The 25,780-nt window shown below is 48.9% G+C and carries 20 protein-coding genes; 14 read left to right on the top strand and 6 right to left on the bottom strand.

The features are described 5' to 3' along the window. Positions 1–25 precede the first annotated feature (25 nt). The 13 genes from LZD49_RS06720 (at position 26) to LZD49_RS06660 (ending at position 21,716) form a co-directional block, all read left to right on the top strand. A complete protein-coding gene (locus LZD49_RS06720; RefSeq protein ID WP_234666547.1) occupies positions 26–514 on the top strand; it encodes a GtrA family protein in 489 nt (162 codons plus the stop codon). A gap of 256 nt (positions 515–770) precedes the next feature. Beyond that, entirely contained in the window at positions 771–1,829 is a 1,059-nt protein-coding gene (locus tag LZD49_RS06715) for a LacI family DNA-binding transcriptional regulator (protein ID WP_234666546.1), read from the top strand. Positions 1,830–2,020: 191 nt separating this feature from the next. Continuing rightward, complete coding sequence (locus tag LZD49_RS06710) at positions 2,021–3,253, top strand: Nramp family divalent metal transporter (RefSeq protein ID WP_234666545.1); 1,233 nt, start codon at positions 2,021–2,023, stop codon at positions 3,251–3,253. After that, complete coding sequence (locus LZD49_RS06705; protein WP_234666544.1) at positions 3,254–4,270, top strand: NAD(P)-dependent oxidoreductase; 1,017 nt, start codon at positions 3,254–3,256, stop codon at positions 4,268–4,270. It begins immediately after the preceding gene. A gap of 133 nt (positions 4,271–4,403) precedes the next feature. Continuing rightward, positions 4,404–5,465, top strand: coding sequence for a dihydrodipicolinate synthase family protein (locus LZD49_RS06700; RefSeq protein WP_234666543.1), 1,062 nt, complete (start codon positions 4,404–4,406; stop codon positions 5,463–5,465). Beyond that, on the top strand, positions 5,465–6,988 hold the full coding sequence (locus tag LZD49_RS06695; protein ID WP_234666542.1) for a PQQ-dependent sugar dehydrogenase: 1,524 nt from the start codon (positions 5,465–5,467) through the stop codon (positions 6,986–6,988). The genes LZD49_RS06700 and LZD49_RS06695 overlap by 1 nt, the downstream gene beginning before the upstream one ends. A gap of 67 nt (positions 6,989–7,055) precedes the next feature. After that, positions 7,056–10,139, top strand: a complete 3,084-nt coding sequence (locus tag LZD49_RS06690; protein ID WP_234666541.1) for a TonB-dependent receptor — start codon at positions 7,056–7,058, stop codon at positions 10,137–10,139. Between the two features lie 11 nt (positions 10,140–10,150). Further along, positions 10,151–11,611 carry a RagB/SusD family nutrient uptake outer membrane protein gene (locus LZD49_RS06685; protein WP_234666540.1) on the top strand — a complete coding sequence of 487 codons (1,461 nt, stop codon included), beginning with the start codon at positions 10,151–10,153 and terminating at the stop codon, positions 11,609–11,611. 649 nt (positions 11,612–12,260) lie between these two features. Continuing rightward, positions 12,261–12,953 carry a DUF3800 domain-containing protein gene (locus LZD49_RS06680; RefSeq protein ID WP_234666539.1) on the top strand — a complete coding sequence of 231 codons (693 nt, stop codon included), beginning with the start codon at positions 12,261–12,263 and terminating at the stop codon, positions 12,951–12,953. A 115-nt stretch (positions 12,954–13,068) separates the two neighbouring features. Next, positions 13,069–14,706 carry a DUF5597 domain-containing protein gene (locus LZD49_RS06675; protein WP_234666538.1) on the top strand — a complete coding sequence of 546 codons (1,638 nt, stop codon included), beginning with the start codon at positions 13,069–13,071 and terminating at the stop codon, positions 14,704–14,706. A gap of 371 nt (positions 14,707–15,077) precedes the next feature. Next, positions 15,078–18,356, top strand: coding sequence for a TonB-dependent receptor (locus tag LZD49_RS06670; RefSeq protein WP_234666537.1), 3,279 nt, complete (start codon positions 15,078–15,080; stop codon positions 18,354–18,356). A gap of 17 nt (positions 18,357–18,373) precedes the next feature. Continuing rightward, positions 18,374–20,128: a RagB/SusD family nutrient uptake outer membrane protein gene (locus tag LZD49_RS06665; protein WP_234666536.1), complete on the top strand. Its 1,755-nt coding sequence runs from the start codon at positions 18,374–18,376 to the stop codon at positions 20,126–20,128. A 181-nt stretch (positions 20,129–20,309) separates the two neighbouring features. Beyond that, positions 20,310–21,716: a mandelate racemase/muconate lactonizing enzyme family protein gene (locus LZD49_RS06660; RefSeq protein WP_234666535.1), complete on the top strand. Its 1,407-nt coding sequence runs from the start codon at positions 20,310–20,312 to the stop codon at positions 21,714–21,716. Positions 21,717–21,727: 11 nt separating this feature from the next. Here LZD49_RS06660 and LZD49_RS06655 read toward each other — a convergent pair whose 3' ends face one another. The 5 genes from LZD49_RS06655 to LZD49_RS06635 form a co-directional block, all read right to left on the bottom strand. Beyond that, on the bottom strand, positions 21,728–22,189 hold the full coding sequence (locus LZD49_RS06655) for a thioredoxin fold domain-containing protein (protein ID WP_234666534.1): 462 nt from the start codon (positions 22,187–22,189) through the stop codon (positions 21,728–21,730). 82 nt (positions 22,190–22,271) lie between these two features. Next, positions 22,272–22,781, bottom strand: coding sequence for a DinB family protein (locus tag LZD49_RS06650; protein ID WP_234666533.1), 510 nt, complete (start codon positions 22,779–22,781; stop codon positions 22,272–22,274). Between the two features lie 98 nt (positions 22,782–22,879). Beyond that, complete coding sequence (locus LZD49_RS06645) at positions 22,880–23,413, bottom strand: SRPBCC family protein (protein ID WP_234666532.1); 534 nt, start codon at positions 23,411–23,413, stop codon at positions 22,880–22,882. A 119-nt stretch (positions 23,414–23,532) separates the two neighbouring features. Next, complete coding sequence (locus LZD49_RS06640; RefSeq protein WP_234666531.1) at positions 23,533–23,913, bottom strand: DoxX family protein; 381 nt, start codon at positions 23,911–23,913, stop codon at positions 23,533–23,535. Between the two features lie 12 nt (positions 23,914–23,925). After that, complete coding sequence (locus LZD49_RS06635) at positions 23,926–24,195, bottom strand: hypothetical protein (RefSeq protein ID WP_234666530.1); 270 nt, start codon at positions 24,193–24,195, stop codon at positions 23,926–23,928. Positions 24,196–24,759: 564 nt separating this feature from the next. Between LZD49_RS06635 and LZD49_RS06630 the strand changes: the two genes are divergently transcribed. Beyond that, a complete protein-coding gene (locus LZD49_RS06630; protein ID WP_234666529.1) occupies positions 24,760–25,317 on the top strand; it encodes an REP-associated tyrosine transposase in 558 nt (185 codons plus the stop codon). A 231-nt stretch (positions 25,318–25,548) separates the two neighbouring features. Here the strand turns inward: LZD49_RS06630 and LZD49_RS06625 are convergent, their stop codons facing one another. Then, positions 25,549–25,737 (bottom strand): hypothetical protein, encoded by a 189-nt coding sequence (locus tag LZD49_RS06625; RefSeq protein WP_234666528.1) that lies wholly within the window; start codon positions 25,735–25,737, stop codon positions 25,549–25,551. Positions 25,738–25,780 lie beyond the last annotated feature (43 nt).

Below are 25,780 nucleotides of genomic sequence, written 5' to 3'. Positions count from 1 at the left end.
ATATTGGCCTCGCAAAACCGACATTATGCCAGACCAGCTTTTTAACCGCCGCGATCTCATTGCTTATTTCATCGTTGCGGCAACCGGGGCGCTTTCCAATCTGCTCGTTGCTACTATTTTACAAGAATGGTTTACAATTACCTATAAGTCAGCTTTGTTTTTAGGCTACTGGTTTTCTTTTCTGGTAGGCTATTTTCTGACGAGGTTATTTGCATTCAATGCACGGAATACCACGCAATCCAGACGCCAGATTGTGAAGTTTATTTTGGTTTCTATCCTCTCGTGCCTGATTACCGTTTACGGCTCCGCTATTTTGTTTGATATTTCAAAGCAATGGATTGGCATATTGACTTTTACGATCCCTTTTTCTGTTAAAGAAGTTAATTTAAACAAGCTTTTTTCCCAGATAGCAGCGATGGGTGCCAGCTTTTTAAGTAATTATGTTTTACACAAACAATTTACATTTCGCGATACCGGTTTTTACGACCGCCTGAAAAAGTTACTGGGCATTTGAAGAATGCGATGGCATCTGGTTTTATGCATTGTTCGCGGGTTGTAATTCATTTCGGGCAAACGGTAAATGTATCTCCAAAGCAGCTTTTGGCAGGGTAGGGTAGCGGGCTGGGCAAACAATCCCCTTGCAGGTATCCCGGTCTTGCGACTATATTTACTCTTCGAACCAAACCTTAACCTGACGTCCGTGCAAGCGCTGGCGTCGTGACGAGCGCGGGAAATGCCGGTTTCCGCGAACGATCGAAACGAACCCCTGAATGGAAAAAGAGAACGAATTGTTCGGCGTGAAGGAAATCGCCAGGCGTGCCAACGTCTCCACCGCCACTGTCGACCGTGTGCTGCATAACCGGACAGGTGTATCGGAGAAAACCAAGGCGCGGATCAACGCGATCATCAAGGAGATGGACTATCAGCCCAACATCCTGGCGAGTCGGCTGGCGTCGAAGAAAATCATCAATCTTGCCGCATTGATCCCAGAGGTGTCCGAAGAAACGGATTTTTGGTCTGCACCATTGAGCGGAATACGTCGCGCCGAGGCTGAAATGAGACAGTACGGCGTACAGGTTCAGATTTTTCTGTTTGATCTGAATGACAAGGATTCATTTGCCGGACAGATCCGCCACGTTTTCGAAGGCGGTTTTCAAGGGATATTAATCTCGCCTTCGTTCATTGAGGAAACGAAAAAGTTCGCCGCCGAATGCGGTCGCCGTAAAATCCCTTACGTTTTCATCGACTCCGATATTCCCGACTTGCACAGTCTTTCATATATAGGTCCGCACCTGCGCAAGAGCGGATACGTGGGTGCAAAGCTGCTCACTTACCGGTTGGAAGCTGAAAAGAAGGTGTTGATCATTAACATTTCAAAGGAGATCGATAATTATAATTACCTCGAAATCGAGGACGGTTTCAGGGCCTATTTTAATGATAATAAGCAGCCGAACGAGATCGTCAGGATCGATATCCGCGAAACGGATTATCAGTCGGTAGCGCGGCACCTAACTTATGTCTTCCATTTGAACCGGGACATCGGCGCGGCATTCGTGACCAACTCGCGCGTTCACACCGTGGCCTCCTTCCTCAAAAATAGCCATCGCACGCACGTATCTCTGATCGGTTATGACTTCGTGAAGGAGAATGTCGATTACCTGGAAAACAATGTCATCGACTTTCTCATCTGTCACCGCCCCGACGACCAGGGCTATCGGGGTATGATGGCGCTCTACCAGAAGCTCGTCGTAAATGCGCCGGTGATCAAGCAGAATTACATGCCCATCGACATTGTGACGAAGGAAAACTACGAGTTCTACCAGAACTAGGGCCCACCTACATATATATGGTGTAAACCGGCCTGTAAGTGTCAAATTGATTGCCGTTAAAAATTTTCACAAAATTTTATAGATATAATTTCCTGAAAAGTGGAATTAACAATTTCTTTTCTACCTTTACGGGCACGTGCCCGTAAATTGTCGATCAATCCAAAACTCATTTAAAGCCAAACCCTTTTACCTTGGAAAATCTCAAAGAAAAATTTTTGAAATGGCTTCGGACGCTAGGGCCGGGGATGATTACCGCAGCGCTGGTATTTGGTCCCAGCAAACTCACTATTACTTCCAAACTCGGCGCGGTTTACGGTTATTCGCTTCTGTGGATCGTAATCGTCGCTATCTTTTTTATGGGCGTGTTCACCGCCATGTCCACACGCATCGGTGTGGCTACCAACCAATCGCTGCTCGCTTCGGTAAAGCAGAAATGGGGTAAAGCGGCCTCTGTGGCAATGGGTATCGGGGTATTTCTGGTGACCACTTCGTTTCAGGCCGGCAACTCGGTAGGCGTCGGTATTGCGGTAGGCGAGCTGTTCCATACTTCGCCGGTACCCTGGATTATCGGTTTGAATGCATTCGGGATCAGTCTGTTGTTTTTCAGGAGCTTTTATAAAGTACTGGAAAGCGTAATGGTGTTGCTGATTTTTGTAAAACTGTTTTCATTCGCCACTACATTTTTCTGGGCTAACCCCGATCCTGTGGAGATCGTAAAAGGTTTTACTACACCCGTCATCCCCCAAGGCTCAACCGGCCTCATTATCGCATTTATCGCGTCCTCTTTCTCGATTGTCGGTGCGTCCTATCAGTCTTACCTCATTCAGGAACGCATCCGTGTAAAGCCGGAATTGCGCGGCACCAAAAACGACAGTACCACCGGCATTATCCTGCTGGGCGGCATGTGCAGCATTGTGATCATCTGCGCGGCAGCTGTTTTACACCCGAAAGGCATTGCAGTGAATTCAGCCACCGACATGGCAAGGGCATTGGAACCGATTTTCGGAAGTAATGCATCCACCTTATTCCTGATCGGCTTGTTCGGCGCGGCGTTTTCTTCGCTGATCGGCAATGCGTCGGTAGGAGGTACGCTACTTGGTGACGCATTGGGATTGGGTAGTAATTTCAGTTCAAAAGCAGTGCGCTACCTGGTTGCCCTGGTGATGGCGATCGGCGCTACCATCGCGATCCGTTTTGGAAAACTGCCACTAGAACTGATCGTATTCGCGCAGAGCGTGACGATTTTCGTAGTGCCTTTCATCGGAACGGCATTGTATATGGTGGGGAACGACAAGCAGATCATGGGCGATAAAGTCAACAGTCCGCTTGTGAAAGTAGTAGCTGGCATCGGCTTGCTGATCGTGTTCAGCCTGGCTATCATTAATAGTAAAGAATTATTTTTCAACAATCCGCTTTTTAAATAAATGAACGGTAACGAATCTTTTGACGAACAATGGCTTCTCCCATCGGTCGAACTGATCGAGGACATGAAGAGCATCGAGGGCGACGTTATGATCCTGGGCGCGGGAGGGAAAATCGGCCCGAGCATTGCGAGGCTTACAATGCAGGCCATCGAACGTGCCGGGCTCGACAAACGGGTGATCGCCGTCTCACGATTTAGCGAGGAGGGTCTTGTCGGAGAGCTCAATGCAGAGGGAATTGAAACGATTATAGCCAACATCCTCGACGACACGCAATTGCAGAGCTTGCCAGAGGTAGAAAACGTACTTTACCTGGCCGGGCAGAAGTTTGGTACTTCGGGTAACGAGCCTTACACATGGGCGATGAACACCTATCTGCCGGGGCGTGTGGCCGAGAAATTCCGCAAATCTCGCATCGTCGTATATTCGACCGGTAATGTTTACCCATTCACACCGGTGGGTTCCGGCGGGGCCACGGAGGAAATGCGGGCTGACCCGATAGGGGAATATGGCCAGTCTTGTTTAGGCCGCGAGCGTATGTTCCAGTACTTTTCCTCGGTTTACGGCACGCCGATCCTGCTTTACCGGTTGAACTATGCGATCGATTTCAAATATGGCGTGTTACTGGAAGTGGCGAAATCGGTGCTGAACGGTAAGCCGCTGGACGTAACAATGGGGAATGTGAATGTGATCTGGCAGGGAGATGCGAATGAGATGGCGATTAGGTCGCTGCTGCATTGCGAGTCGCCGTCTAAAATCTTGAACATTACCGGTCCTGAGACGGTTTCGCTGCGCTGGTTGGCGAAGGAGTTCGGACGTATATTCAATATCGAACCGCAATTTGTCGGGGAAGAACAGGCTACTGCTTTGTTAAGCAATGCGTCGGAATCATTCCGCCTGTTTGGCTATCCACGCACGACCTTGAAGCAGATGATCGGCATTACAGCGCAGTGGTTGCTCGAAGGTGGGAAGACGATCAACAAGCCTACGCACTTTCAGGAGCGGAAGGGGGAGTTTTAAATTAATGGAGGAAGGGAAGTTGCTTCTTGTAGGTGAGTCAGGTGTTGTCGGTACGTCAAGGTTTTGTCAGGCGTTGTTGTGTATTGTTGAGTTTTGTAGGTGTAATAGTTAATGTATTGAGGATAAATAAATTATGTTAAAAGAAGATATAAAGAGGCTGCTGTTCGAGGGGGTGGTGATTCCGGCGCATCCGCTGGCACTGACGCGCGAATTGCAGCTCGACGAACAAAAACAGCGCGGGCTGACACGCTATTATATGGCGAGTGGGGCCGGTGGAGTGGCTATCGGTGTGCATACAACGCAATTCGAAATCCGGGATCCGGCAGTGAATTTATTTGAGAAAGTGCTGGCCATCACGGCTGATGAAATTGACCGCGCTGCGCTGAACCGGCCGTTTATAAAGGTGGCAGGCATCTGTGGATTGACGGAGCAGGCATTGAACGAGGCCGAAATAGCAGTGAAATATGGCTACGACCTTGGGCTGGTCAGTATGGCGGCATTCAAAACGGAGCCGGAATCGGAGATCATCGCGCATGTGAGGCAGGTAGCAGAAGTGATACCGGTTTTCGGGTTCTACTTGCAGGCTGCCATTGGCGGGAGGGTTTACAGCTACGATTTTTGGCAGCAATTTGCCGAAATCCCCAATGTGTACGCCATTAAAATCGCGGCATTTAACCGCTACCAAACGCTGGACGTGGTTCGCGCGGTGGCGCATTCGAGCCGCCGTGATGAGATCGCGCTCTATACGGGCAACGACGATAACATCGTGGCCGATCTGCTAACGCCTTACCGTTTTGAAATTGAGGGAAAAACAATTGAAATGCGATTTGTAGGAGGTTTGCTCGGCCATTGGGCGGTTTGGACTGAAAAGGCTGTTGAGCTGCTGGTGGCTGTAAAGCACACACTGGCAACTGCTTATGCCGACGCGGATTCGATGCTAAGCGCAAACGTCGCTGTGACAGACATGAATGCCGCCATTTTTGATCCTGCTAACGCGTTTCATGGCTGTATTACGGGTGTACATGAAGTACTCCGCCGCCAAGGATTAATGGAAGGTATCTGGACGCTGAACCCGAAGGAAACCCTTTCACCAGGTCAGTATGAGGAAATTACCCGTGTAATCGAAGCGTACCCGCATTTGGTGGACGATGCTTTTGTAGCGCGTTTTCTCGAAAATGAGGTAAATGTAATCTGATGGAGATTTTTCGTTCCATACCGTTTTTGATAGTGGCGGTGGCGCTGTTTTTCACAGCTCCGACCGGTAAAGATTCCCATGGGCGGAACGGTACAGGCGTGTTGAATCCTTTGCCGATTTCCGTGCACGTGCACGAAGTCGCCTCAGGGCTGAATGTGCCTTGGGAAATAGTATGGGGGCCGGATAACTGGATATGGTTCACCGAGCAAAGCGGGACTATCAGCAGGTTGAATCCCAACACGGGCGAAAAGCAATTGTTGGTCAAGATAAACGAAGTGTACCGGTATCGGTCGCTGGGGTTGCTGGGAATGGCTTTGCACCCGGATTTTGCTCAAAATCCTTATGTATATGTAGATTATACCTGCAAAAAAGATTCCGCGATCACCACAAAGCTGGTCCGATTTACCTACCACCAAAACCACCTTGCAGACCCGCACACGATGCTGGAAATTCCCGCTCATACAGGTCACAACGGTTCGCGGATTGTCATCTCGCCGGATCGTAAGCTGATGTTCGCCACCGGTGACGCCATTACCATTACTCACGCACAAAATACTGGCTCATTGAATGGAAAGGTGTTAAGAATGAACCTGGACGGCAGCGTTCCGGCCGATAATCCGATTAAAGGAAGTTTCGTATGGTCGTGGGGCCACCGGAACATTCAGGGGCTGGCCTATGGCGCAAACGGTATCCTGTACAGCTCCGAGCACGGCGACGCGGTCGAAGACGAGTTGAATATCGTCCGTAAGGGACAAAACTACGGTTGGCCCAAAGTGGAAGGTTTCTGCGATCAGCCAAACGAGCAGGCGTTCTGTGATTCGATGAAAGTTACCGAACCTATGAAAGCCTGGACACCGACGATCGCTCCGGCGGGAATAGCCGTTTATGAAGGTAAAGAGTTTCCCGAATGGAAAGGAGCTGTTTTGCAGACAACATTAAAAGAAGCTGATTTGCGTGTTCTGAAAACCAACGCGAAGGGCACAAGCTTCGTTTCGGAACAGATTCCCCTGGACGCCACATACGGACGCCTGCGCGCTGTGTGTGTAGCGCCCGATGGCAGCATTTATGTTTCGACGAGCAACCGCGACTGGAATCCCGGCAGCGGTTTTCCAGAACCCAAAGATGATCGCATTCTCCGCATCAAGCGCGGGACGCAGGCCGACTTACTAACTCAGAATGCCGCAAGAGAAGCCACTAATGATAAAGCTTCCAACGGCGCCAGATTATACCGCCAATATTGCGCTTCCTGTCACAAGCCCGATGGGAAAGGCTCGGCAGGTATATTCCCGACACTGCATGGCACGGAGCAGGTGAAAGACAAGGGCCAGTTGGTGAAAATCATGCTCACGGGCCTCTCCGGGAAGATCATCGTCAAGGGTGAAGAGTTCGACCAGCATATGCCGGCCTTGGGCTTTTTGCCTGATGATTCGATTGCCGAAATCGGTACTTACGTGCGTCAGTTCTTCAACCAGGATCTGGACCCGGTGAGCGCTCGGGATGTGTCAAATGTCAGAGCGAAGTAATCATTTCATGCGTGTTCGGGCACGTGCACGTCACCAATTGTAAATCTAGTTTAAACCCAAATACCTTATGATGAAAATGAAGTTTTACCTCAAATGGCCACTGCTGGCTGTAATGCTGGTGCTGGTCTTGTGTACATCGGCCCGTTTGCAGGCTCAGGGTGCGGGAAACGTGTCCGGAACGGTTGTTGACAGCGTCGGCAATGCGACGCTTCCTGGCGTGAGCGTGGTGATCAAGGGCACTAGTAAAGGTGTTACTACGGATGTGGACGGCAAATTCCGGATTCAGACATCGGCTGGCGATGTGCTGACATTCTCCTTTATCGGCTACAAAAAAGTGGAAGTCCCAGTGGGTAATCAGTCGGTGATCAATGTGGTGTTGCGGCAGGACAATACTGTGCTCGACGAGCTGGTGGTGGTCGGCTACGGTACAGTCAAAAAGAGTTCGGTAACAGCATCCGTGGCGAAGGTCGAAAACACGGTACTAGACCAAATCCCCGTCGGTCGGCCGGAATCGGTGCTGGCGGGGCGGCTGGCCGGGGTGAATGTGACACAGAACAACACCTCACCAGGGAGTGCGCCGTTGATCCGCATCCGTGGTGCGAGTTCCATCGACGCAGGTAACGATCCGCTCGTGGTGATAGACGGCTTTCCCGGCGGTAGTCTCGGTAGTGTGAGCACCAACGACATCGAGTCGATCGAAGTGCTGAAAGACGCTTCCGCAGCGGCGATTTATGGTTCTCGCGGTGCAGGCGGCGTCATTATTGTGACGACCAAAAAGGGCAAATCGGGCAAAGCCAGGTTCAATTTCAATGCCTATGCCGGCGTAGCGAATGCAAAGGGCCACAAGGACTGGATTACAGGTCAGGAATACTACGACTATGCCGTGCGCTATCAGAACCGCGAATATAAATGGATCGGCGGCGATACCAGTATTCCGGTATGGAACGACGCCCGCCGCCCCAATGCCTATCAGGTGAGCGATGTTTTGAAGAATGGTAATAATGTGATTTGGGAAGATGAGGTACTGCAAAGTGCTGTCATTCAACACTATAATCTTTCGGTAGGCGGTGGTAATGACCACGTGAAGTACTACGTATCAGGCACATTGAAGGACGAACAGGGTACATTGAAAAATACCTCGTACAAAAACTACGGCGTGCGAGCGAACGTGGACGTGACCGTCAACTCCATTGTAAGTCTGGGTTTTATGCTGAATCCGTCATATGCAAAGCGCCGTTTTGCTTCCGCCGACATCAATAATTATGTAAAATTCCCCAGTTTCGTTGCGGTTCAGAATCCTGATGGGACATATCCGAATGCACGCTCGTACTGGGGCGCTGTGGTGAGCGGCCAAACCAACCCGATGGCGACACTGGATGGCAGCTATTATTATGGCACGACGGTCAACAATCTCGGCGAAGCATTCATTAACCTGAATTTGGCGAAAGGCCTGTCGTTCCGTTCATCTTTGAGCACCAACCTTGCCTCGAACTCCACCGATCGCTTCCAGGCTTCCTGGGCAGTTAGTACCGGTCTGAACTCCGGTTCGCAAGCATTGAGCTCAACGACCAGCATTGCGAACGAGAATGTTTTGAGCTATACCAACACATTCAAAGGCGTGCACAGTTTGAGCGCAATAGCCGGAGCTTCTTATCAAAAATACAATTCCAGCAACAGCTCGATGGCCGCTGTGAATGGCTCGTTTAATAATGATATCATTCACACTTTGAACAACGCGATCATTAACCCTTCGGCCTCGACGTCGTCGAAATCGCAATGGGGGTTGATCTCGTATTTTAGCCGTGTGAATTATGGTTATAAGGATAAATACTTGCTCTCTGCCTCGATCCGTACGGACGGAAGCTCGCGGTTTGGTCCTGAAAACAAATGGGGTTACTTCCCGTCGGCTTCGGCGGCCTGGCGTATGTCGCAGGAGGATTTTATGAAGAATGTCGGCGCTGTGAGCGAGCTGAAACTGCGAGCCAGCTACGGCGCGACGGGTAACTTCAATATTGGAGATTTCGAATACCTGGGACAGATCGGTGATGTGTATTATTCACCCAACAACACATTGACAAAAGGACAGACCCAGGTATCCTACGGCAACAACAGCCTGAGCTGGGAAAAAACCAAAAGCTACGATTTTGGTCTGGAACTGGGCTTGTTCCGCAACCGTGTGAACCTCGTGCTGGACTACTATGACAAGCGTACAAGCGGCCTGCTTTATAATGTCTCGATCCCGTCGATCACAGGCTTTACGAGTTCACTTTCGAATGTCGGAAGTGTGAGCAACAAAGGTTTTGAAATTGAACTGACTACCAAAAACCTGGTAGGTGAATTCAAATGGGAAACTTCGTTCAATCTTGCCAAAAACACCAACAAGGTGGAAGATCTCGGCGGCGTGACGGAGCGCATTGCCACTGATACTTACGGTATGGGGTGGATTCTGCGCCTGGGCCAGCCCATGTTTTCTTACTATGGTTACAAGATCGTAGGTGTGCTGCAAAATGAGGAGGATGTGAAAAACTCACCGGTTTTGGCCGGTTCGGTGCCGGGTAACCCCAAGTTTCAGGATGTAAACGGCGACGGGCAGATTACTTCGGCTGATAAAGTGATCCTCGGCAACTTCCAGCCCAAAGCCTATTTTGGGTTGATCAACAACTTCGCTTACAAGGCATTTGACCTGAGCATTGCCATGCAGGCATCGGTGGGCGCGAAGATGTATAATTTTGAAAATGAATATTATCAGGGTGCATTACTGGGTGCCATGCGCCGTTCGATGGTGGATACCCAATGGTGGTCGGAAGCCGAGCCGGGCAATGGAATGGTGCCAGCAAGTTCACTCAGCAAGCTGACTTACCAGTCGTCATCCGACGCTTATATTGAAGACGCTTCATTTCTGGCCGTTCGGAATATCAACCTTGGCTACACGGTTCCGGCAAATGTGTCGCAAAAACTGCATTTGTCGGGCCTGCGCGTGTATACATCGCTCGCGAACCCGTTCATGTTTACGAAAAAAGGCTTCCATGGCTACAACCCGGAGGGTTACACAGGTGGTGAGATCGCCGGAACAGGCAGTAAGCCAGGTTATAATAACGGTGCTGCGCCTATCAACCGGGTGTACACGCTGGGTCTCAATTTCAATTTCTAATGCACCAGGATATGAATATCTCAAGACATATTAAAACGGGCTTGATGTTGATGGCATTAGGCTTTACCAGCTGCGAAGACAAGCTGCTGAACCTGACACCGGATTCGGTGCTGACGCCTACGAATTTTTATAAGAATGCAGCGGACATTAATCAGGCTGTGTTGGGCATTTACAATAGTTTGCAAACGCGCCGCCAGACCGACTATTTGTTGATGGAAGTACCGGCAGACAACCTTTATATGTCGGCCAACACAACCATCGCGGGCTCCAACGATGTCGATTTCCTTACCGTGAATGCCGATAACGCATTGACTGCCGCATTTTGGAACACCACCTACAACGGTGTTTTCCGCGCCAACGCCGTGTTGCTCAACATCGACACGCCGACGAATTATACTGCCGGTCAGAAAGATCAGTATATCGGCGAGGCCAAATTCATGCGTGCATTGTACTACTTTGATCTGGTTCGTGTGTTCGGAGCGGTGCCCAAAGTGGTGGACAAAATTTCGATTCCCGAGGCTGCGGCATTGCCCAAAGCAACGGAAGAGGAGATTTATTCTCTTATTATCGAAGACCTGACCGACGCAGCCGCCAAACTCCCCGCCCGCAAATCCACCGCGACCGGACGTGCGAGCAAAGGTGCAGCGATGGCATTACTTGGAAAGGTATATGTTTACCGCCAGGATTGGGCTAATGCAAAAACCCAATTGGAAAAAGTGATCAATGAATTGGATTACAAATTGGTAGCGGATTTTGCGTCACTTTGGAAGCTTGAAACCGAGGACAACGACGAGGTGATTTTTACCGTCAAATATGTGGATGGGACCAACGGACAAAGCCTATCGACCTCCTATACGCCAAATGGCGGTCTGGTGGGTATCGCCGACCGTGGTGCGGAAACATCGCTGCCATCCTGGAGCCTCCTGAAAAAATACGAAGAGGCCGACAAACGCAAGGCCGCCACTGTGAAGGAATGGTGGACATCGCCTGCGCAACCCAATGCGGAGCCAATCTATTATCCCTATGTGAGCAAGTATGCCGTGAAGCATTCCTACGGCGCGTCGGGGATTGACATTCCTGTGCTGCGTTACGCGGACATTGTATTGTTGTATGCTGAAACACTGTTCAAACAAGGCGACAAAGCCAATGCATTGGTGCAACTGAACAAAATTCGCGAACGTGCATTCGGCAACGCCGCGCATAACTACAAAGGCACCGAAACGGCCGATTTGATGGATCTGATCCTGAACGAACGCCAGTTGGAGCTCGCCTATGAGCACGAGCGCTGGTTCGACCTGGTACGCTCAGGCAAATACCTCACAGTGATGAAGCAAGAGGAGCGCCTTTACAATTATGCTGCCAAAACGCCGGTCGTCGTTGAGCTTGCGCCTAAGGATTTCATGAAAGTTTACCCGATCCCGCAGGCACAAATCGACCTTTCGAGCGGATTAAAACAGAATAACGGATATTGATTTTGAAAAAAGGACTCACGTAGTCGGCCTATCGGTTGGCTACGTGCAGTCTCTACCTAAACCCTTATATTTACTTACCAAAGCATCAAGGGAAATACCGCCGCGGCATCCATTCTTTTTTATAGTTTGTTTGATAAGAGAGGCTACTTCTCCAATGTAAAAGTCTCACGCATTGAAGGCACCAACATCTAATCCCGATCGGAACACGCGAACCTGCATGCATCTTATGCGCCCATTACCTTCAAAAATTCCGAAATCGACCGTTTGGTAATTGAAAATGTCATCAGGAAAGAACATCGCTAGCCGGAGCCTATGTTTCGGTTTGATGAGAATATGACGGTTGGGAGTTGGAAATAAGGGATGTTTCGGTTTTACACTCGGGGTTGAAAGGGAAATTGTTGATGGATTGGAAAGGGGCGAAACTTGGGGAAGGTTTCTATCTTCCGAAGTAAGTATTTTAAGAAAAGAGTGACCATTATTGGTTTAGTAATACATCTTTTTACCGTTTGGAAATTGGAATGACCCGGTTGGGTAATAGCCGGGCTTTCCGTCTTGACTTCTAAAAATAACTTACCTACTTTTACCATGCAGTTGAGAGGTCCTGCCTGATGGATCGCGAGAACATGGTTTCTCCTTAACTGTTTTTTTTATGCATTTACTGTACTGCGATGAATCCGGTAGCGCGAAGGATCCGAATCAAAGACATTTCGTTCTGGCAGGTGTATCGTTATTTGAAAGACAAGTGTTCTGGCTTGCTAACGAACTAGACCGAATAGCAGAACGCTTTGATCCAAGCCATACATGCGATGTTGAACTCCATGGAAGTCCTATGATGGGCGGGCGGCATTTCTGGCAGCCTTTTTCAAAACAACAACGCATCGACGCTGTCCGCGATGCACTGACTGTCTTGGCCAAGTCCCATCCGTCGAACCGCATATTTGCATGTGTGGTCAACAAGGCAAAAGTATTTCCGAAAGATCCTGTTGAAATTGCGTTCGAGCAGATCGCGAGCAGGTTCGACCATTATTTGGGAAGGCTTCACAAAGTAAATGATCCGCAACGTGGATTGATTATTGTCGACAAATCTACTTACGAGGTGGCGCTTCAAGGATTGGCAACTAATTTTCGAACGTTAGGCCATCGATGGGGAGTTTTACGCAATCTTTCTGAGGTACCATTATTTTTGGATTCGCGAGCTTCGAGGATCATACAACTGGCGGATCTTATAGCTTATGCCATTTTTCGATATTATGAGCGTGGGGATGAGCAATTCTATTCTATTATCAGAAATAGATTTGACAGCGATGAAGGAATCCGTCACGGCCTTTGCATGAGATTGTAAACCCATGCATTCCCGCAAACCTTTGCGGAACGCATTGCGGAAATTTTTTAACTTATTTGTTTGCAGTGGGTTGAATATTGCTTCATATTCCGGTCTCAATTTTCTAAACCTGAATATGATCAAGCGATACCTGAATGGCCTGGTTGCGGGCGTTTTAATGCTTTCTGCCCAATTTCCCGCTTTTAGCCAAACCAATTCAAAGCCGATCCCGGCACTTGTTTCCAAAAACGGTCGTCACACGCTGATGGTCGATGGAAAACCTTACTTAATTCTCGGCGCGCAAATGTGGAATTCGAGCGGATGGCCGGATATCCTCGATAAGACATGGCCGCAATTGAAGGAGCTGCATTGCAACACGCTTGAAGTGCCTATTTATTGGGAAAATATAGAGAAGGAACAGGGGAAATATGATTTTGCGGATCTGGATAAATTGATACTCGACGCCCGACGGGAAAACATCCGGCTGGTGCTGCTTTGGTTTGCGTCGTTCAAGAATGGCAGCTCGCAGTATATTCCGGTTTGGATGAAGGAAAATACAAAACAGTACACGCGGATGCTTAATGCCGGCGGGCAGCCGATCCAGGTTCAGGCTACGATTTCCGAAAATAACCGCAATGCAGATGCCAAGGCGTTTGCGGCTGTGATGGCGCATATCCGGCAAATCGACGAGGCGCATCGTACGGTTATTATGATGCAGGTTGAAAATGAGCCGGGTTCGCTGGGAACCGACAGGGATTATTCGCCCGACGCCACGAAGCTATTCAATGGCCAGGTTCCGGCCAAACTGGTTTCAACTTTGAAGAAAAAGCCAGGCACTTGGCAACAGGTGTTCGGTTTCGATGCGCCGGAGACTTTTTCGGCTTATCATATGGCCCAGTACATCAATTACGTCACAGCAGAAGGCAAAAAGCAATATCCACTTCCCATGTACGCGAACGCCTGGCTGCGCGAAAACCGCTTCGAGCGTGCGGGCGAGCACCCGAGCGGCGGACCTACTTCGAATATGATCGACGTTTACAAGGCCGTGGCGCCAGATATCGACTTTTTGGCGGTGGATATTTATAACCGGAATTATGTGCAGTTTAGGGATTTGTGTGAGAAATATGCCCGTCCCGATAACGCACTCTTCGTGCCGGAAACCGGTAAGGGAGTGCTCTTTGCGCGGTTTCACTTCTACGCGATTGGCGATTATAACACCATTGGCGTGGCCCCGTACGGCATCGACCCTTTTCATGCAGACCCGCATGACCAACGTGACAAGACGAAGCTCGACGAGAAGTTCTCGGCTATTGCAGCCAATTACAAGTTGCTGGATCCGGCCATTCCATTGATTACCAGCTTGCAGGGCACTGGCAAGCTCAAAGCTGCCGTTGAGGAAGACGGGCTGGGGGAGAAGCTGTTGCATTTCTCTGATTATGATTTGCTGCTTACGTTTGGCTTTCCTTCCTATAAGACAATTAAAGAACCTACCGGTCGTGTGCTTGTGGGTGAAACCGCCCCGGACGAATTCTATCTGATGGGTTTCGATGCGAAGTTTCAGTTCCGGCCAAGACTAGGTTCCGGCTTTTCGGCTTCAGAGTTGATTTATGTTGAGGAAGGTACTTTTGAACAAGGCGTATGGAAACGAAGGCGCATTTGGAACGGTGATGAGGTGTACCATTCTACGCTGACACCCGACGGCGTGATCCTCAAAGTGAAGCTGCGAGGACTGCAATCCGACCAGTATAATACCAAGCCGAATTTTGAACAATAGCATTGAATGCCAGGTGATAAAGCCTGGCATTTTTGTTTCGCGGAAGTTCTTTTGAAGAGATCTCCTTAAAATAGTTATAATTCTTTTGAAGTGGCGAGACACACACTTGCTTTTTAAGAACCTGCAAAATATGCCCTCATGTTAAGCAAACGGATTTCTGCAAAGGATTGCGAAAAGGTTTGCGGAAATTTTTTAACTGTTTTATCAACAGATAGTTAAATATTCTTTCATCTTACCATCAAAGTGTGTGATTGACACAATTTAATGGTCAGGAATAATCCCGGCAGAGTCCAATCAGGCACATCCTATCCTTTTCATTTTTTAAACCAGGCTCCCCGATTGTGGGTAGCCGAAAAACCTTCTGTTTACTTATGAATTCAAAACACTACTCACCAGGGAAACGGGCTTTATGTCTTGCATTGGCGGCTTTTACAAGCTGTAATGCGGGCTTCGCGCTGGCCTCGTTGCCCACAAAGTTCATCGTCGCGGATGTATTGTACGCTGATGCGGAAGTAAAAGGAAAAGTGCTTTCGGACAAGGATGAGCCGCTCGTTGGGGTAAACGTGATCCTGAAAGGGACGTCGGTTGGCACTACGACGGACCCGGATGGCAATTTTCGTCTGTCAGTTCCTGAAAATGGCACATTGACGTTTTCGTTTATCGGCTATTTGTCTCAGGAAATTGTCATTGGCAACCGTTCTGAAATCAATGTGCAGCTGATGCCTGATACCAAGATCCTCAGTGAGGTAGTGGTAACGGCCTATGCGACACAGAAGAAAAAGGACATTACCGGCTCTGTGGCAGTGGTGGATATGAAAAATATTACCAAACAGCCGAATGGGCTCGTTTCGGGTTTGTTACAAGGACAAGCTTCCGGGGTGACGGTGATTTCCTCGGGTCAGCCAGGTGCGGAGCCGCAGGTGCGTATCCGGGGGATCAATACATTTGGCAATAATACGCCTTTGTATGTGGTCGATGGTGTGCCTACGCAGAACAGTACAAACCTGAATCCCAATGACATCGCATCCATTCAGGTGCTGAAAGATGCCGGTGCAGCTTCCATTTATGGGTCAAGGGCGTCAAATGGGGTGATTATCATTACTACTAAAAAAGGTACGGGTAAGGTGTCGGTACAATATGATGCTTATTATGGCGTGCAGGTGCCGAAATCGGGGAATGTGTGGGATTTGCTGAGCCCGACGGAAGAAGCGCAGTTGCGCTGGATCGCAAACAAGAATTCGGGTTTACCCATTAATGACCCCATTTACGGTTCGGGACCTGAGCCGGTGATTCCCGACTACATTTATCCGCTGGGTAAAATGGAAGGCGATCCTGCGGTAGATCCATCCAAATATTACATCAATCCCAACTACAAAACCGACGACGATTACAACAAATTTTACCGCATTATCCGGGCAAACAAGGCGGGTACCGACTGGTACCACGAAGTTTTCAAACCTGCTGTCAACACGAGCCACAACCTATCCGTTAGCGGCGGCACGGACAAAGGGAACTACATGATTTCGCTCAACTACCTCAACCAGCAAGGCACAATGCTTTCGACTTACCTGAAACGCTACAACCTACGGGCAAACACGCTTTTCAACGTCAGCAAGCATATTCGCATTGGTGAAAACCTGACCTACACCATCACCAGCAACCCCCAGCAGACCGAGCTTTCCGACCTGAACATCGTTCAAACGGCCGCTCAAATGTCGCCGATCTTTCCGGTACGGGATATCATGGGTAACTATGCGGGCATCTTCGGAACGGGTTATAATGGTAACAACCCGGTGGGGACATTGGAGCGTTTGAAGGACAACCGCACGCTCGGCAACCGGCTTTTCGGAAATATGTTTGCGGAAATAGATGTGCTTAGAGGCCTCACAATCAGGACAAATTTTGGGGGTGAAATGTATTCGGGCACTTCGCGGTCGTTTGTGTACCCAACTTATGAAAACAATGAAAATACCAAGTACAACGCATTTTCACAGGGCTCTTCGAGCGGTTACGCGTGGACCTGGACCAACACATTGACCTACAAAAAACTGATAGGTAGTTTGCACGACATTACCGTGGTATTGGGCAATGAGGCCTATAAATCCTACTACGAGAACCTGGGCGGTACCACACGCGATTATTACACGTTCGACCCCAATTATTCCACATTATCAACCGGTTCTGGCATTCAGAGTAATTACAGCGGGCGGAGTTTTGAGTCGCTGAACTCGCAGTTCGGACGGCTGGATTATGCGTTCAGGGGCAAATATTTGTTGAGTGGGACACTGCGGCGTGATGGATCCTCGAAGTTTGTCAAATACCAGTATGGCTGGTTCCCGTCAGTGAGTGCCGGGTGGCGGTTGTCCGAGGAAAGTTTTTTACAGGGGATCAAATGGCTCACCGACCTGAAAGTGCGCGGAAGCTGGGGTGTAATGGGTAACCAGTTGAATGTCAATGCCAATAATGGCTATTACACGTTTATCATGGACAAAGCGGCTTCCTATTACGACATTGCGCGTACAAACAATTCCAACCAGCCGGGCTTTCAGGTAGGCCAAATCGGCAACCCGGATGCGAAATGGGAGCGGAATATTAATGCCAATGTCGGAATCGACGCTACGTTCCTGAATGGAATGATCGACGTTTCGGTTGACTATTTCAGGAAGGATATCAAGGACCTGCTCTATAATCCGGCAGTTCCGGGGACGCAAGGGCCCGGTACTGTACCATTTGTAAATATTGCAGGAACTACCAACCGCGGCGTCGATCTGTCGGTTAACTTTCACAAAAACCTTGCAACCGACTTGCGACTGGATCTCGGTGCCACATTTACTTCCTACAAAAACAAGGTCACACGTGTGACCGACAACACGAATTATTTCTTCTCCACCGGCCGCGCATTGAATGGTATCAACTATGTGCGGAATGAAGTAGGCCACCCGATCGGATCGTTTTACGGCTATCAGATCACCGGTTTCTGGAACACTACCCAGGAGCTGGATGCCGCCAACGAGCAGGCACGGCAGGTGACGGGCAATGTGGCGGCCGTGTACCAGACCGACCAGGCACTGGGCCGTTTCCGCTTCAAAGACGTCAATGACGACGGCATCATTACCGCCGACGACCGGACCTTTCTCGGAAACCCGAACCCTGATTTCAACTACGGCCTGAACATTGGATTGACGTATAAACGATTCGATCTCAGTGCTTTCTTGTACGGCGTGCAGGGGGGAGATATCTGGAACCAGCTACGGTATACCCACGATTTCTACGCTTCGTTTGTGCAGGCCAAAAGCAAGCGCGCATTGTACGATTCATGGACGCCACAAAATACGAATGCAACCCTGCCAATCCAGGAAACAAAAATGACCGCGGCCACAAACGGCTCACCAACTTCCTATTACGTCGAGGACGGCTCTTACTTGCGGCTCAAAAACATCCAGCTCGGGTACAACCTCCCCGTTACGCTGCTTTCCAAGCTCCATATGTCGAGCCTCCGCATTTATGTGCAGGCGGCCAATGTGTTTACAATTACCAAATATATTGGGCTCGATCCCGAAATTGGTGGCTCGGCAACCAGTTTTGGGGTAGACAAAGGGGTCTATCCAAATGATCGCCAGTTCCTTGGCGGCATACAGCTTAATTTCTAAACCTTTAATCAGAATTTATGAAAAGCTATAAAAAATGGCTGCTAGCATGCGCTGTGGCGACCTTTTCGATGACATCCTGCAAAGAGGAATTCCTGGATTACACCCCTCAGGGTGCACTCGGTGAAGATTTACTAGCGACCAAAGACGGTGTCAACTCACTGCTGATCGGAGCTTATGCGGCGCTCGACGGGCAGGGTAATTATGGGTTGAACATCAATGGGGGCACTGCCTGGGCAGTTGGGCCGGATAATGCCATTTACGGAAGTGGTTATGGAGGCGAATCGCACGCGATGCCGTTGTCGACCAGTGTGGAGCCCATCAACGAATTCCTGAATGAGCGTTGGAAAGCCAGTTTTGCGGGTGTGAGCCGTTGCAATGCAATATTGCGTGTGGCGGCAAAAACGACAGAGTTGAGTGAAGCGGAGTTGAAAAATATCATTGGTCAGGCGCGGTTTCTGCGCGGGCATTACTATTTCGAGCTGAAACGTATGTACAATATGGTGCCGTGGATCGATGAGTCGACTACGGAATTTAAACAGCCGAATGACAAGGATATCTGGCCGAAAATCGAGGAGGATTTTAAATATGCGGTCGAGAATGTGACCGCAACGCAGCCGGATGCCGGACGGATCAACAAAACGGCTGCGCAGGCTTACCTCGGGAAAGTGTATTTGTATCAAAAGAAATACCCGGAAGCCAAAACCAATTTTGACCTGGTCATCAATGGAGGCATTACAAGCAGGGGCAAAAAAGTAGACTTAAACCCTGAATTCGAAGATAACCACCGCCCGGAGAAAGAGCTGGATAGTCCGGAAGCATTGTTTTCAATAGATATGTCGGCCAATGTAGGCAATGGAACGATCGCGACGGCAAACCAGGGGAGCATGCTTAACTTTCCCATTAACAGTCCGTTCGGCTGCTGTGGTAACTTCCTGCCTTCCATTGATCTGGTCAATTCGTTTCGCACGAATCCGGAGACGGGTTTGCCGTACCTGGACGATTATAACAAGCACGAAGTGAAGGCTGACATCGGGATTCTTTCGAGCCAGCCGTTCACGCCAGATGCAGGCACGCTGGATCCGCGCCTGGATTGGACGGCCGGCCGACGGGGCATTCCTTTTAAAGACTGGGGATTGATGCCCGGCAATGCCTGGATCCGCAATTCGGTGTCGACAGGGCCGTACGTCAATTTGAAAAACATCTATTGGAATGCTACCAAAAGCCTTTATTACGACGGTACTGCCTGGGCGCCCGGATCGGCGATCAATTATAATGTGGTCAGCTTTGCGGATGTGCTCCTGCTGGCTGCCGAGGCCGAAGCGCAACTCGGAAACCTGGATGTAGCGCAAAGTTATGTGAATCGCATCCGTAGCCGCGCGGCTAATCCAAAGGGATTCGCATATAAGTACAAGGATGACTCTAAACCCGAGCTGGGCTTTTCGACTACTCCGGCAGCCAATTATCTGATCAAGCTTTATCCGGAAGGGAATTTCAAAGCAGGCGGGAAGGATTATACCTTGAAAGCCATCTATTTTGAGCGGAAGATCGAACTCGCCATGCAGGGACACCGCTTTTTTGACCTTGTGCGATGGGGGTTAGCGAATAGCTTTTTGAACAGTTACTATGCTTACGAGGTAACGAAGGTAAGCGAAGTGACCGGGATGAAATTTATCCCGAACAAAAATGAATTCTATCCAATTCCGCAGACGCAGATCGACCTTAGCACCTTGAACGGCAAGCCTACTTTGACGCAAAATCCGGGTTATCAGTAATCACGTCAATAAGTCTTAGTTAATTCTCATAGCGTAATGTAAATCAGCCGGCCTCCGCAGAAGCCGGCTGATTTTGTTTTTGTTGGAATTTAGGTGTGTAAAATGGGATGAAATTTAGAAATTGGGTCAGGGTAGCGGCTGGTTAAGAAGTCTGCATATTTGAATCACATATCCTGAACCCATGGTATCCCAACAATCCGATCATCTTTCACGCCGTGAATTTGCCCGTCGCGCGGGCTTGCTGGCGGCAGCCGGTATATTTGCGCCTGAAAACCATATCCTGAACCCATTGCCAAAGCCAACCGTGAAAAAGATCACCATTAAAAACGTCAGTTCTAATTTCGAGCGCGAGCCATTGAATCCCTATCGTTTCAAGGGCAGCGCCATTACCGATAGTTGGCAGGCCATTGCGATGCTCGAATCCGATTCGGGTATCAAAAAGGTTGGGTTGGGAACGCAGGGAGTTTTATGGTCTGATTCAAAAGTTTTTGCAGCGCATTCCGAAAGTGCGGGTAATGCATTAATGTATGCAATGAGCGAACGCGCATTACAAATGATCAAAGGGACGTCATTCCACGATCCGGTTCAGTTGCTCAACGATATTCTGCCCGAAGTGCTTGCTTATGGTAAGAAAATAACCGGTAACCCCGACCTCCGCAAAACATTTGCATTGAATGCATTGGTATGCGTGGACAATGCGGCCTGGCTGCTTTACGCGCAGGAGAATGGGATGAAACAGTTTGATGAAATGGTACCGGCAGCATATCGGCCTGGCCTTTCTTACCGACATGAGAAAGTGGCGAGTATCCCTTCGTTCGCCGTCGGAACGACGCCCGAGCGCGTCAAGGAGGCTGCCGACGAGGGCTATTTTATTTTAAAACTAAAAACCGGGGCGGCAGGCACACAGCAGGAAATGATCGAAAAGGACATCGCATTTCTGACGGCTGTGCACAAGGCCATCGGACATTATGAAACGCCTTACACTCAAAACGGTAAAATCCCTTATTATTTCGATGTGAATGGCCGTTATGAAAAAAAAGAGACATTGATGCGATTCCTCGACCATGCGAGAAAAATTGGGGCATTTGAGCAGATAGCCGTAATCGAGGAGCCTTTTGAGGAGAGTAACGAGACTTATGTGGGTGACCTGGGCGTACGTGTGGCTGCTGACGAAAGCGCACATACGGTCGAGGACGCCGCGCATCGCATCGAGCTTGGGTACTCGGCCATTGCGGTGAAAGCTATTGCTAAAACCATGAGTATGACTATGAAAATCACCCAATTAGCCTACGAAAAAAAGGTTCCGTGTTTTTGTGCCGACCTGACGGTGAATCCGATCCTGGTCGATTGGAACAAGAATGTGGCGGCCCGCTTGCAACCGTTTCCCGGAATGTCCATTGGGTTACAGGAAACCAACGGACATCAATACTACAAGAACTGGGATAAGTTAATGACCTTCCATCCGAAGGCCGACGGCAGCTGGACGAAGACCCGGAAAGGCGTATATCTTACCGACAAATCCTTTTACGCCGAAAGTGGGGGAATACTGGCACCTTCGGCGCATTATGAGGGGATGTTTAACGGCTAATTAAGCTGTTTTTAGATTTGCTTCAACGCTTTAAAAATTTCAGCATGCGGCTGCTCTCCTTCAAATGTCCTGACGAGGTTGCCTTTTTTGTCGTAGATGGCAATGTAGGGAAATGAACGAATCTGGTAGTAGCGCTGCACGAGGTAAGAAGTCCCTTCGGTACCGACTTTAAAATTAGGATAAGTGCCAAGGCTGTATTGCGTCACAAATGGTTTCAGCATTTCCATGGATTGGAAAGTAACCATCACCACCTGTTTGTTCGCAACCACACTGTAATTCTTTAAAAGGTCTTTCGTGAATTTCTGACAATGCTCACAATCGGGTGAAAAATAGATCAGCACAACGGGCCCGGCGGCCAGTTGTGCTGATGTGTATTGTTGGCCGCTAACCAGTCTGATCTGAAACGGGGCTATTTTTTGGGGGCTGGCAGTCGATTGGGCGAAGCCGTTCGATCCCACCAGTAAAAGAAACAAAAACAATAACTTTTGGAACATAAAACTTGTGTCATAAAATGGAACCGCAAGTTATCAAATCTTTGATCCACTATGCCGAGACCTACCGGGTAACTTTCTCATAAATGTTGCGTAACTGTCGCGCATGTCTTTTCGAGTGGCACAGCACAAATTGCAACCATTCCCAGCGCGTCAATTTGGCGATCTGGGGAAATTCAAAGTCTGTACATGTTAGCGTTAGGTCTTCGCTAGCCGCAATTTTACGAATTTCAGCGCGTTCCCCTTTGAATGCTTCCAACAGTTCCTGCTGATTATGAGGGCCTGATGAGGGCAAGATGAAATCCGGAGACTTGTACTTGGCCGAGAAATCCAAAAAGATCGATTCGATGACGGGTACATATTGCGCTACCGGGCGATCGGTTTCATCCGTGGATCCCAGCACGGTTTCCGGGATACCGGATTCCGACAGCAGGATATGCTCGGCGACTTGCCCGGCCGTCCAACTGCCCTCAAACGGGACTACGTTTACCTCATTTGCTTGAAATGAAGCTAGGGTGGAGTAAAAGTCTTGCTCGGTTTGATCGAGTTCAAGCAGTAGCCGTCGTCTGTCCATAGTCTCTCTCGATTGCGGCACGGGGGATGGTCCCAGGTTGTTTGTTGACATAGCTTTAATTGTTTTTAGTTGCTGATGAGTTGGAAATAGATGAGTGCTTACTTTTCCAGGACGCCTTTCAGGTTGTTCAGGCTTTCGTCCAGGTCCTTGCCCAAAATACCGTCTATGAAAATATTCATGAAATTCATGGGGTACTTGCTTTCGCCGGTCATTCCCCAGGCTACTTTGGTTTGGGTGGGCGAGACAGCTTCGGTTGTCATTTCGGTGTGTGCCAATCCTTCGAAAGGTTTAATGAACCGGATTTCCAGGTCGACCTTCTTACCGTCCTCGATCTGCTTTATCTCTTCTTCGCCCTTTCCAACGCCATCGTCCTTGCTGTCCCAGGCGTAAACAAAGCCGATCGTTCCGTCGGTGCCTTTGTAATCCTTTTTCATATTCGGATCCATCATTACCCATTTGTTATAATGCGCCTGGTTTTTGATGAGTCTGACGTATTCAAAAACTTGCTGGCTGGGCTTATTGATGGTGATCTCTCGTTTGACGGTGTATTCTTTGCTCACAAAAAGCGCAACGATGAGTGCGAGAACAATGATACCTGCAATGACAAACAGTATTTTCTTGACAATCTTCATTTTATAGATTTTTTAGGTTTTGGAAAAAAAGCGTAATAAGAACGTTAAAAGCTAATCGGGAACGGGGAAAGAGGCAGTGAACGTGCCAAAAGGATGTTGGTGCCCGGTTACGTTGGTGGCTAAACGGCAGTGTAGGTTTGTTGCTGTATTCTGTGATAATAAATGTAAGATGTGGCGATCAGTGCAAAACCTACAATGAATCCGGCCCACATGTCCGGCCCGTCGCCGAATGCGATGTGCGAATAAAATGCGCCCAGCAGATCGTAGAAAATTCCGGCATATGCCCATTCCTTGATCCTCGGATAACCGGGAACGACGATAGCAATAATGCCCAAAATTTTGGCCACGCCCAGAAACGGGACAATGTATACCGGATAGCCGATCCGCGTTACATGTGCCACAGCTTCGGGGGCCGAAATGGCATCAAAAACGGAACCGATGCCGAGCATGACCGCCAGTAATCCTGTAACGACCCAGAAAATAATCTTTGTCTTTTTCATTGTTGATGTAGTTTAGTTGTTAATCTTCGCTTCTGCGTTGTTTCGGAATGCAGGCCCGGAAAATGATTCTTCCAGGACAGCGGCTTGGTATCCAAAGCTTTCCAGTAACCCTATTATGCTGATATCGCATACCGGGTCGCCTGAGGATGTGATCCGCAAAATCCTGTCGCAATCTTCGAGATCAAAACTGGCCTGATAGCCGTTGAATGCGATGCAGATCAGGTTGATCAAAAGATTTGCCTGGCTTTGTTTCTCTACGTCTGTTTTGAATACTTCTACCATGTGCTTCCGATCTTTTTGACAGCATTTTAAGTGCTGCGCCCGACATGAATCCGATGTTACAAACTAAGCGGGTTCTGTTTACAAAAAGAGATGTGATTTGCGACATTGTCAGGGGGGGATTGTGACAAATGGATCCTGTGTGGGACTTTGTTTTGATTGCTTTATTGATTGTTGGTGTGGTCAAATTTTTGTTGGGGCCGGAGACTGCCTGGCGCTCGGAGGTAGTCTGAGACTACGCCCAACTTTTGGCGTTCAATTTTTTATGCGTGATCTGTTTTTGATGTTTTCTGCACGTTGCGCAGTTTACTCAGGAATTGCGTGAGTCAATGTGGCGAAATTTTGACTTACAAAATCTCGTAGAGAATACAGCGAAGATGTTGGGCGTAGTCTCCGACTACGTCCGAGCGTCACCCGGTCTCTGACCGGAAAGTAACCCAACCAACCTAAAAATCGATAACCAAAAAACGAAAACCGTAACTAAAAAGTAATACAACCAAACAACAACAAACCCCAATTGTGACCAATCCAACAATCGAGCGTATCAACAGTAAAAACGCCGATGTTATGAGCCAAACCTACAAAATCGCAGACCAGGACGCAGCACACTACATGACTTTCCAGGTCATCGACTGGGTCGACACTTTTTCAAGAAAAATCTATCGGGATATTCTGATTGACAGCATGAAATATTGCCAATCTAAAATGGGCCTGGAAATCTACGCATACGTCATTATGACCAATCATGTACACGTAATATGGCGGGCCAGTAAAGGTAACCTGTCGGAGGTAGTAAGGGAGTTTAAAAAATTCACCGGCAGGACAATCATCGAAACGATTCAAAGCGAGACCGAGAGTCGAAAGGACTGGATGTTGAAGCGTTTTGAATTCGCGGCGAGGCGAAATATGCGGAACAGCTTTCATCAGTTTTGGACGCATGAGAACCATCCGGTTGAATTGTTTTCTGTCAAATTCGCTGAGCAGAAGCTGAATTACATTCATATGAACCCTGTCCGCGCGGGTTGGGTAGAGCGGCCGGAGGAGTATTTGTATTCCAGTGCGGGTTGTTATGCGGGGTGGAAGGGATTAATTGAGGTGGCGTTTATTCAGATAGTTTATGTTTAATGATTGGTTGCGATCGGAGACCGCTTGACGCTCGGACGAAGTCTGAAGACTACGCCCAACTTGTCTGTACACTCAACCTGTCTGCACGCCCAAATTGTCTGCACGCTTATCTTGTTTGTACATTCAGCTTGTTTGAACGTCCGACTTTTGCACCGTACACTAACGCGGCCGAACCGAGACTATGCCCAACATTTCTTTGCGTTCAACGTCCTGCGTGCCTGCCTTACTATGCTAAGTGTTTATTTTGTTGAACTTTGCGCTGAGCTCCCCATGACGTACCGCGTTTTCCGACGTTGCTTTTCGATCGGCCTTTAATGCCGGATAGTAATCCGGGAATGCCGGAAGATCATTTAAACGTTCTGAAAGCCGCCATATCTGATAGATTGCCTGTTCGTCGGCCATTACCTGGTCGACCTGCAATCAGATTTGACAGTGATAACGAGCGAAAGCGAAATAATTGACC

This window comes from Dyadobacter sp. CY261 (genome assembly GCF_021440085.1).
Classification (GTDB): domain Bacteria; phylum Bacteroidota; class Bacteroidia; order Cytophagales; family Spirosomataceae; genus Dyadobacter.
This window is presented reverse-complemented; position numbering and strand designations above follow the sequence as displayed.